We start from the raw sequence: 9,584 nt of genomic DNA, 5'->3' as shown, positions 1-9,584 counted from the left end.
TAACCATTTCATTAGTTGGATCTGCGCAATGTTCAGTGGCTGAGCAGGTCAACGAGGGCCAGCGCGCCCTTCTGCAATGGCTGGCTCTTGAGCCACACCGCGTGCACCGGCATCACCAGGCCGTTTTCGATGTTGCGGAAATTCAGGCGTTTCAGCCGCCCGGAGTCGATCCGCGACTGCACCACCGACAACGGAAAATTACCCCAGCCCAATCCCGCCTCGACCATTTCCATCGCCGTCTCCAGACTGTCGGTGCGCCAATACGATTGCGCCACCAACGGCCGCGTCTCACTGATTGGCAAATCGCGGCTGGCGACGATGATCTGCCGCACATGCACCAAGTCTTCGAGGAACAGACCCTGCCCCCGCAACAGCGGACTGTCCGCCGCCAGCGTGGCGATCATCCGTTCGCTGCCGACAAACTGAAAACGCTCCAGCACGTTCATGCTCAACCCGGCGAACGCCAGGCACACGCTGACCCGGCCGCTGTGCAACATCGCCAGCACGTCATCCTGCGGGGCGGTCAGCACTTCGATATCAAGCAGCGGGTGCCGCTCGGCAATCACCTTGATCGCCGCCAGCAAACGGCGCCGGTCGATGTCCGCGACCACGCCGATCGACAACTTGCTCTCCAGTCCCAACGACAGTTCCACCGCGTGCACTTGCAGGTGTTTGAGTTGTTCGGCGATCAGTCGCGCGTGTGGCACCAGTGACAACGCCATCGCCGTGGGTTGCGGTTCACGGTGGCTGCGGTCGAACAGCAGATAACCCAGCTCGGCCTCAAGGTTGCCGATGCCCATGCTCACCGCCGAAGGGACTTTGCCCAACGCCCGCGCCGCCGCCGAAAACGAGCCGCGCTCGATCACGGCAAGGAACAGCTCGATGCTGTCGCTGTTGAAATTCACCTGAACACCTATCAATAAAAGTGAAAGTAGCTGACTTTTTCTGTCAGCCCTATTGAAGCTATCTTCCGCCGCCTTCGCCAGTGCTACTGGCCACAAGTCGCAAGAAAGAGGCAATTCCCATGCAAGGCGTTAAACGCAAACTGGTCTACGTATCGCTCTACGAAGTGATCGGCATGACCTTCTCCGCCCTCGGTCTGGCGCTGTTGTCCGGCACCTCGCCGGGCAGCACCGGGCCATTGGCAGTGATCATCACCACCATCGCCGTGACCTGGAATTTCATTTACACCTCGCTGTTCGAGCATTGGGAAAGCCGTCAGCTTTCGCGCACACGCACGGTTAAACGGCGCATCGCCCATGCGGTTGGCTTTCAACTGACGCTGATCGTGTTTCTGATTCCGTTGATCGCCTGGTGGATGAACATCAGCCTGGTGCAGGCGTTTCTGCTGGATCTGGCGCTGATCATCTTCATCCCGTGCTACACGTTTGCTTTCAACTGGCTGTTTGACCGGATCTTCGGGCTGCCAGCCTCGGCACTGCCGGATTCGGCAGCGGCGGCATAAATCGTTAATTCGTAAGTAGATATTGCTGAAAATCAGCGGTTTACCTGGTTAAACCGCCGATATTCACAATCCGCTCACTCCGATAGCAGGCTAAGCTTTTCCATCAATAAAAAATGGATCAGCCCATGACTGCACACGCCCCCGCCGCCGCGCAACGCGATGGCATCGACCCGGTACGCGCCGCCGAGATTTCCGCCCGCATCGACCGTCTCCCCGCCGTCGCGACGATCTGGCGGCTGGTGGCGTTGCTGTCGATCGGTGGTTTTTTCGAACTCTACGATTTGTTCCAGACCGCCTACATCAGCCCCGGCCTGATTCGCGACGGCATCTTCGCCACCGGCAATCAGGGCGTGTTCGGCTTCTCCGATCAGGCGGCGTTTGCCTCGGCGACGTTCCTCGGCCTGTTCCTCGGCGCCAGTCTGCTCAGCCCGTTGGCGGATCGCTTCGGCCGCCGTGCGATCTTCACCTTTGCGCTGGTCTGGTACACGGTCGCGACGGTGTTGATGGGCATTCAGAGTTCGGCGCTGGGCATTATCTGCATGCGCTTTCTGGTCGGCATCGGCTTGGGCATCGAACTGGTGACGATCGACGCCTACCTCTCGGAACTGGTGCCCAAACGCATGCGCAGTTCGGCGTTTGCCTTCGCGTTTTTTGTGCAGTTTCTGTCGGTGCCGGCAGTGGCGCTGATGTCCTGGTGGCTGGTGCCGCAAGCACCGTTCGGCATCAGCGGCTGGCGCTGGGTGGTGTTGGCCAGTGCGGTGTTTGCGCTGTTTATCTGGTGGCTGCGCAAACGCCTGCCGGAATCGCCGCGCTGGTTGGCGCAGCATGGCCGCTTTGATGAGGCCAACCGGATTCTCGACCACATCGAAGCACGTTGCGAAAAGGATCACGGCCAGCCACTGGACGTGCCCGAAACGGTCCCGGTCGATGTCGAGGGCAAGGGCCGCTTCGCCGATATCTGGCAGCCGCCTTATCGCCGTCGCGCGTTGATGCTGATTGTCTTCCACATCTTTCAGGCCATCGGTTTCTTCGGTTTCGGCAATTGGCTGCCGGCGCTGCTGTCCGGTCAGGGTGTCAGCGTCACCCACAGCCTGATGTACGCCTTCATCATCACCCTCGCCTACCCGCTCGGGCCGTTGCTGTTCGTGAAGTTTGCCAACCGCTTCGAGAACAAATGGCAGATCGTCGGCTCGGCCCTCGGCGCGATGACCTTCGGCACCTTGTTCGCCCTGCAGACCAGCGCATTCGGGCTGATCTTCTGCGGGGTGATGATCACCTTCTGCAACGCCTGGCTGAGCTTCAGTTATCACTCGTACCAGAGCGAACTGTTCCCGACCAACATCCGCGCCCGCGCAGTAGGTTTCTGCTATTCGTTCAGTCGTTTGTCGACGGTGTTCAGCAGCCTGTTGATCGGCTTGTTTCTCGACAATTTCGGCACGCCCGGGGTGTTGGCGTTCATCGTCAGCAGCATGCTGATCGTAATGTTGACCATCGGCTGGTTCGGCCCGCGCACACGCAATCTGGCGCTGGAGAATATTGCCCATCGCTGAGAGGCAACGGTCATCCTCTGCCGCTTATCGGCAAGGGGTGACCGCAGCGAACACTATGAAAATGATCAACATATTGAAATAAAAGGATTTATTCAGAAGGCACGGTAATTGCTCTGCTACCCCAGTCAGCAATTACCAACAGGTCCACACATCATGTTGATCAGTGCCAAACAACAGCAAATCATTCATCTGCCCAAAGCGCTGAACGACGATGCGACGTCCATCGCCGCCGCCGGCCTGCAAGGTGGCCTGCACGGCGCCATGCTGCAAACCCTGCAAAACCAGACCCAGGCGCAAACCGCTGAAGCCACTGCCAAGGTGCAGGATTCGGCCACGCAGATCGCCACCCAGCAAGTCAGCGAAGCCTCGCGCATCAGCGACAACGTCGACGAAGCCTTCGCCAAGACCCGCGTTGGCCTGCAATCGACCGACGCCACCAGCGCTTCGGCAACATCCGCCACTGACGAATTCAAGGACTACATGAGCAAGACGCCGGAACAGCGTCTGCGCGACAGTATTCTGCAGTCGATGGGGCTGACCGAAGATGACATCAAAGCCATGCCGCCGGAGAAACAACAGGCCATCGGCAAAGAGATTGCCGAGCGTTTGCAGGACAAGATGAAATTGGCCCAGACGGAGAAAGACAACGACGTGAAGGACAGCGACAAGCAAGCGGACAAGTTTCTCGCTGCGCTCTGATCTCCAGGTCGCCTGAAATGAAATGTGGGAGCGAGCTTGCTCGCGAAGGCGGTGTTTCAGTGAAACTTCCATCGACTGACACACTGCTTTCGCGAGCAAGCTCGCTCCCACATTGATTGTATCCAGCTGAAGAAATCAGTTCAGTTGCAGGGTTTCATTGAACTGGCTGATCGCATCCACCACATGCCGCGAACCCTGCTGAATCTCCAGAATCACCTCCCCCGCTTCATTCGCCAGTTCCACCCCGAGCCCGGTCCGACTCAGGCTCGACTGCATACTCGACACCGCACTTAGCGACAGGTCATGGTTCTTGCGCACCACTTCGACAATTTCCAGCGTGGCCTGACTGGTGCGCGCCGCGAGGCTGCGCACTTCATCGGCGACCACCGCAAAGCCGCGCCCGTGTTCCCCGGCCCGCGCCGCTTCAATCGCAGCATTGAGCGCCAGCAAGTTGGTCTGATCGGCAATGCCGCGGATGGTCTGGACGATGGTGCCGATGATGTCCGATTGTTTGCTGACCGCATCGATGCTGGACGCCGCTTCGTTGAGGTCGCGGGAAATGTCCTGAATGATCTGCACCGTTTGCTGCACGACCTGTGAGCCTTTTTGCGCGCAGGCGTCGTTTTGTACCGAAGTGCTGTGGGCCGATTCCGCAGCGTTCTGCAAAGTGGTCATCTGATGGGTGATGTCGCTGGCGAACTTGACCACTTTGTACAGTCGGCCCTTGGCATCGAACAGCGGGTTGTAGGAGGCTTCGAGGTAAACCATCTGCCCGGACTTGTTCTTGCGCTCGAAACGATGCGAGTGATATTCGCCGCGGTTGAGCGAAGCCCAGAAGGCCTTGTACTGCGCAGATTCGGCTTCGGCACGATGGCAGAACAGGCTGTGGTGATGACCGACGATTTCATTGAGCGAGTACTGCATGGTCTTCAGAAAGTTGTCGTTGGCGGCGATGACATTGCCTTCCGGGGTGAACTCGATCACCGCCATCGAGCGACTGATCGCCGCCAGCATGCTTTCTTCTTCGTGTTCTTTATTGACCCGCGCGGTGATGTCCGCCGCCACTTTGATCACGCTTCTGACTTGTTTGTCCGGGCCATACACCGGCATATAACTGGCTTCGAGCCAGACTTCTTTACCGGCCTTGTTCAAGCGCAGAAAGGTGCCGCTGATCGGTTCACCGCGAGCCAGATCACGCCACAATTTGGCGTACTCCTCGCTGCGATAGAAAGCCTCTTCACAAAACACTCGGTGATGTTTGCCGCGCACTTCATCGGCGCTGTAGCCCATGGTCTTGCAGAAGTTTTCATTGGCATCGAGCACGATGCCATCCGGGCTGAACTCGATCATTGCCATGGAACGGCTGATCGCTGCCAACTTGGCGTTGGCCTCGGTCAGGGCGCAGCTGAAGCGCTCGATTTCCTGCAGGTCAGCCTTGTGATGTAGGTTGAACATGGTTGTATCACCTTCCGCGCGGACTTTTGATTTGATGAAAGTTCAGTTCTTTCAAGATCCACCACTACGTTCCACAGAACAGGCACACGCATTCCTCCACAGGAGGAAGTTGTCAGGTGATAAATGATGATCAATCGGAACGTCCATGCAGCGACGCTCTAATCAAGACATCCTTCTCTTGATAGCCCGCACGCGGGCCAGCCCTAACGCGTTGAAGAACTTCCATGTAGGCGACGCTCCTTGTTGGTTCAGTGTCGGTGCCTTGGCTTGCGCACTCTGGCAGCATGAATTCACGGACCAACGCTGTGCATCCGGCATGGTTTGGCATGACGGTCGACATAGTTAGTTACAGGAAGCATAGCCAGCGGGAAGCCTTGCGCAAGGCCACTAGTCGGCCAGTATCTGGCACTTTTTGCACAAGAATCGGTTCAGCGCGGGGAGAAATGTTGCCGGGGCGGACGCTTTCGCGAGCAGGTTCGCTCCCACATATGGAACGCATTCCCTTGTGGGAGCGAGCCTGCTCGCGAAGGCAAAAGTTGCAGCACTACAAAAACAACAGAAATGACTTACAGACTTCCTGTCACCTTGGTCGCCACATCCGCAGGCACCCAAGCTTTCCAGACCTGCGGCTGATCACGCAAGAACGCCTGCGCCACCACTCTCGGCTGCAAGCGTTTTTCGCTCATTCCCGCCAGTGTCTGGTTCAACAGATCAATCGGCAGATCGACCTTTTCAAAAAACGTTACCAGTTCCGGGTACTGCGCCTTGAACGGCGCCGACACACCAATCGCAAGGCTTGCCGGCATCGACCGCGTGCCCTTGGGGTTCGGGTTGTTGGCATCGGCCAGGGTCTTCCAGGCCTCGGCATCGAACGGTGGTTCATCGAGTTTGACCAGTTTGAATCGACCCAGCAGCGGCGTCGGTGACCAGTAGTAGAACAACACCGGTTTACCGCGCTTGATCGACGACGCCACCTCGGCATCCAGCGCCGCGCCGGAACCGGTGCGGAAGTTGACGAAGCTGTCGTTCAGCGCATAAGCCTTGAGCTTCTGGCTGTTGACGATTTCCGAGGTCCAGCCGGTCGGGCTGTTGAGGAAACGTCCGCGCGACGGATCTTCCGGGTCGCGGAACACATCCTTGTAGCGCGGCAGGTCCGCCACTGATTTCAACTCCGGCGCCAGCGGCTTGATCCCGCGCTCGGGGTCGCCCTTGATCACATATTCCGGCACCCACCAGCCTTCGGTCGCGCCTTTGACCGTGTCGCCGAGGCCGAACACCTTGCCCTCGCCGGCAGCCTTGACCCACGCCGGACTGCGCCCGGCCCACTCTTCGCCGATCACCTGAATATCGTTTTTCGCCAGCGCCGCTTCGAGGCTGACGGTGCTGCCCGGCAGTGTATCGGTCGGGTAGCCGTAGCCTTTTTCAACGATCAGGCGCAGCACTTCGGTGATGAAACTGCCGCTTTCCCAAGTGATGTCGCCGAAGTGAATCGGCGCGGTTTTTTCCGTTGCGGATACAGCGCCGACACTCAGGCTCAACGCCAATAGCGAGCTGCCGAGCAGGGTTTTGATCGATCTCATGCGGACCTCTTGTCTTGCAGGAATTGGTTGGCGCTGTGGCGATCGCACAGTGCTTGGGAACGCGTCATGTACACGCTGACCGAACGCTGGGAGATGCCCAGTTCGGCAGCGATTTGCGGGTAGGTCAGGCCATCGATGCGCGCCAGCAGAAAAGTCGTGCGGACCTTGCCGGGCAAGCGTTGCAGGCTGTGATCGAGGCGGTGGAGGGTTTGCGAGAGCGTGACGAGGTCCTCGGGGGAGGCGGCGTAATCGACATCGATTGACTGGCGATGACGACGCTCCAGGTCAGCCCGTCGCCAGCGCTGATAAAGCAGACGCCGGGCGATGGTCGTCAGCAAGGCGCGAGGTTCACGAATGGCCGTCAGTGCCGGGGCCTGGAGTAATTGCGCGAAGGTTTCTGCGGCAATGTCTTCGCTGCTGGCGCGGTCATGCACATGACCGCGCAGGAAAGCGCAGAGCCAGCGGTAGTGGGCGCGGAACAGACCGTCCACGGTGTGGCGATGGCAAAGCTCGGCGCCGGACATAGGGGCTCCTGGGTTAGGGGTCGCTTGAATGTCCGGTCGTCCGGTGGCGCGATCGTAGCAAGGCGCCTTATTCGTTAAAAATACTTAAAACGAATTCTTATATTCCATTAATGCATTAGCGAACATGGCTATAGCCCGCCGCCTCGGCCTCTTGTTGATAGTCGAGGAGAATCTGGTAATCGCGGGTGCTCGCCGGCAGTATTTCCGGCAAGCCCAGTGTTTTCGCGACGTCGGGCAGTTCGCGCAAGGTCTGGTTCATCACGTGCCGAAGCGTTTCGATCTGCTCGTCCGTGGCGCTGGCGACAGTAATGAACGGCAAGGTCGGGCTCAGGGCACTGCGCGCAATCACTCGCAAGGCGCTGACCTCGTGCGGCGCATGCTGCGCCAGGTAGGCGTAGGTGACGCTGTCGATGGCCGCCAGATCGGCGCGGTGTTCGCGCAACCAGCGCAGGCTCTCGCGATGACCGCCGCTGATGCCGACCGAAGCGAAGAATTGCCCGTGCTGATGCAGCGGGGCCAGGCGCTGACGGAACAGGTTCATGCCACTGTTGGAATCCTCACTGTTGATCACCCCGCGACTGTCGCGCAACTGCGCGAGGGTTTGGCGTGGGTCATCGGCACGGCTGAGAATCAGGCTGCAATGATTGCCGGCGCTGGCGTCAGGGAGCTCGTAGCGTGGGCGGCCGACGAGGCGCACCTGCCCGCGCAACGCGGTCATCAGCGGATAGCCGCAGGTTTGCGTGAGCAACAGATCCGGTGACAACCAGAGTTCGGGCAATGACAGGCCATCAGCGCTCAGACGCGTGTGCCCAAGCTGCTCGAGGATGCGCGCAATCCAGCGCTCATTCGCCGCGCGGATCGGCTCGGGGGCGACGTACATCAGGAGTTCGGTGTGGTGTTGAGCCATACACATATTTTCCGAGTTACAAATATCCAATGTGGGAGCGAGCCTGCTCGCGAAAGCGCTGGGTCAGACAACAGATCTATCAACTGACACGACGCCTTCGCGAGCAGGCTCGCTCCCACAGGTTTTGTGATGTTCTTGGGTCAGTGGAACGGATGCTGCGGGCTGTCGATTGGCTTGATGCCATGACGGCGCCAGAACTCGCCATACCCTCGCACCAGAAACCCGCCACTGCGCGCAATCCATTGCTCGCGATGCATCCGGTAAACCTTGGGCAAGTCGTACCACGAAAGCTTCGGCAAGTCGTGATGCACCAGATGAAAATTCAGATTGAGGAACAACCAGCGCCACGGCCAACCGGCCTCATTGAGCACCGTGCGTTGTTCCGGTTGCGCATGCGGGCGATGTTCGTAGTAGGAGCGAATCATCGCGATCGACAGCGCCGGCACGCTGATCAACAACAGGTAATGCCACACCGGCAGCGCGCTGTAGCGGGCGATGAACCCCAGCATCAGCAGGGTGAACGCGCCGTGGGTCAGCCACATCAGCCAAGCCTGGCGCTCGCCGTTTTTCAAGCGTTGCAGCTCCTCGCTGGCGAGCGCCAACAGCGCCAGTGGCGCACCCATCGCGAAACGGCCGAGGACGGTTTTGTTCAGCCAATGCAGACTGCGTTCGAACAGCGAACTGCCCTGCCAGCGTGCTGCCGTCAGGTAGCGACTTTCCGGGTCGACACCGGGCACGGTCAAATCCTCATCGCGATGGTGCAGCAAGTGACTGTCGCGATAGAGCGTGTACGGATACCAGACTGCGAATGGTGCATAGCCGAGGATTTTGTTGACCAGGTTCCAGCGCGTCGGATGCCCGTGAAGCAGTTCGTGTTGCACTGACAACCAAAGCACCAGCAACGGGATCAGCAGCACCGTGCTCACGCCACGACCGAGCCAATGGCTATTGAGCACAATGGTGAACCAACTGCCGTAAACGCCGATCAGCAACAGCCAGGTGGGCCATTCGGTGCGGGCGGTAAAGCGTTGGCGCAGGGTTTCGATTTGCTGACGGTGGGCGGCGTCGAAGTAATGGGGCATGGCGTTGCTCGAAACGGGAGTCTTGCCCTTCTGTGCAACGACGCGGTGCAATCTTGCAGATTATTTTCAGGTTCAGGCAGGAGCCCGAGAACCGGGCTCCGAAAAGGCGTGATCAGTGACCGAAGATGTCGACTTTCTTGGCCTTCTTCTCCGCACGCTTTTCAATCGCGGTCTTGGCCGGTTTCTTCTTCGCGGCTTTCTTTGAATCCATACCTTTGGACATGATGCGTACTCCACTCACAGGGGATGTAGGCTCAGGTATACACCTATCGCGCCGCGCACGTTCTTTTATAATCGCCGCTTTGCCCACCGACAGTCCGAT

At 58.9% G+C, this 9,584-nt stretch carries 8 protein-coding genes and 2 pseudogenes; 3 read left to right on the top strand and 7 right to left on the bottom strand.

Annotation, left to right across the window (positions count from 1 at the left end):
* Positions 1 to 32: 32 nt before the first annotated feature.
* A complete protein-coding gene (locus A8O26_RS17900) occupies positions 33 to 905 on the bottom strand; it encodes a LysR family transcriptional regulator (RefSeq protein ID WP_064119158.1) in 873 nt (290 codons plus the stop codon).
* A 119-nt stretch (positions 906 to 1,024) separates the two neighbouring features.
* Between A8O26_RS17900 and A8O26_RS17895 the strand changes: the two genes are divergently transcribed.
* The 3 genes from A8O26_RS17895 to A8O26_RS17885 all read left to right on the top strand — a co-directional run bounded on the left by A8O26_RS17895 (position 1,025) and on the right by A8O26_RS17885 (position 3,714).
* The gene (locus tag A8O26_RS17895; protein WP_064119157.1) at positions 1,025 to 1,465 is read left to right on the top strand and encodes a PACE efflux transporter; all 441 of its coding nucleotides are present in this window, start codon (positions 1,025 to 1,027) and stop codon (positions 1,463 to 1,465) included.
* Between the two features lie 125 nt (positions 1,466 to 1,590).
* Positions 1,591 to 3,015 carry an MFS transporter gene (locus tag A8O26_RS17890; RefSeq protein WP_064119156.1) on the top strand — a complete coding sequence of 475 codons (1,425 nt, stop codon included), beginning with the start codon at positions 1,591 to 1,593 and terminating at the stop codon, positions 3,013 to 3,015.
* Positions 3,016 to 3,168: 153 nt separating this feature from the next.
* Complete coding sequence (locus A8O26_RS17885; protein ID WP_064119155.1) at positions 3,169 to 3,714, top strand: hypothetical protein; 546 nt, start codon at positions 3,169 to 3,171, stop codon at positions 3,712 to 3,714.
* Between the two features lie 135 nt (positions 3,715 to 3,849).
* On the opposite strand, the pseudogene A8O26_RS30665 reads toward A8O26_RS17885, so the two are convergent.
* The 6 genes and pseudogenes from A8O26_RS30665 to A8O26_RS17860 all read right to left on the bottom strand — a co-directional run.
* A pseudogene (locus tag A8O26_RS30665) lies at positions 3,850 to 4,272 on the bottom strand (methyl-accepting chemotaxis protein); the annotation flags it as partial.
* A 120-nt stretch (positions 4,273 to 4,392) separates the two neighbouring features.
* A pseudogene (locus A8O26_RS30660) lies at positions 4,393 to 5,169 on the bottom strand (PAS domain-containing protein); the annotation flags it as partial.
* Between the two features lie 566 nt (positions 5,170 to 5,735).
* Positions 5,736 to 6,749 (bottom strand): ABC transporter substrate-binding protein, encoded by a 1,014-nt coding sequence (locus A8O26_RS17875; RefSeq protein ID WP_064119153.1) that lies wholly within the window; start codon positions 6,747 to 6,749, stop codon positions 5,736 to 5,738.
* Complete coding sequence (locus A8O26_RS17870) at positions 6,746 to 7,273, bottom strand: sigma-70 family RNA polymerase sigma factor (RefSeq protein WP_064119152.1); 528 nt, start codon at positions 7,271 to 7,273, stop codon at positions 6,746 to 6,748. The genes A8O26_RS17875 and A8O26_RS17870 overlap by 4 nt, the downstream gene beginning before the upstream one ends.
* A gap of 115 nt (positions 7,274 to 7,388) precedes the next feature.
* Complete coding sequence (locus tag A8O26_RS17865; RefSeq protein ID WP_064119151.1) at positions 7,389 to 8,180, bottom strand: phosphate/phosphite/phosphonate ABC transporter substrate-binding protein; 792 nt, start codon at positions 8,178 to 8,180, stop codon at positions 7,389 to 7,391.
* Positions 8,181 to 8,320: 140 nt separating this feature from the next.
* On the bottom strand, positions 8,321 to 9,262 hold the full coding sequence (locus A8O26_RS17860) for a fatty acid desaturase (RefSeq protein WP_064119150.1): 942 nt from the start codon (positions 9,260 to 9,262) through the stop codon (positions 8,321 to 8,323).
* Positions 9,263 to 9,584 lie beyond the last annotated feature (322 nt).

It is taken from the genome of Pseudomonas fluorescens (genome assembly GCF_001648775.1).
Classification (GTDB): Bacteria; Pseudomonadota; Gammaproteobacteria; order Pseudomonadales; family Pseudomonadaceae; genus Aquipseudomonas; species Aquipseudomonas fluorescens_M.
Note: the sequence above shows the minus strand (reverse complement) of the source record. Positions and strands in the feature narration are given on the sequence as shown.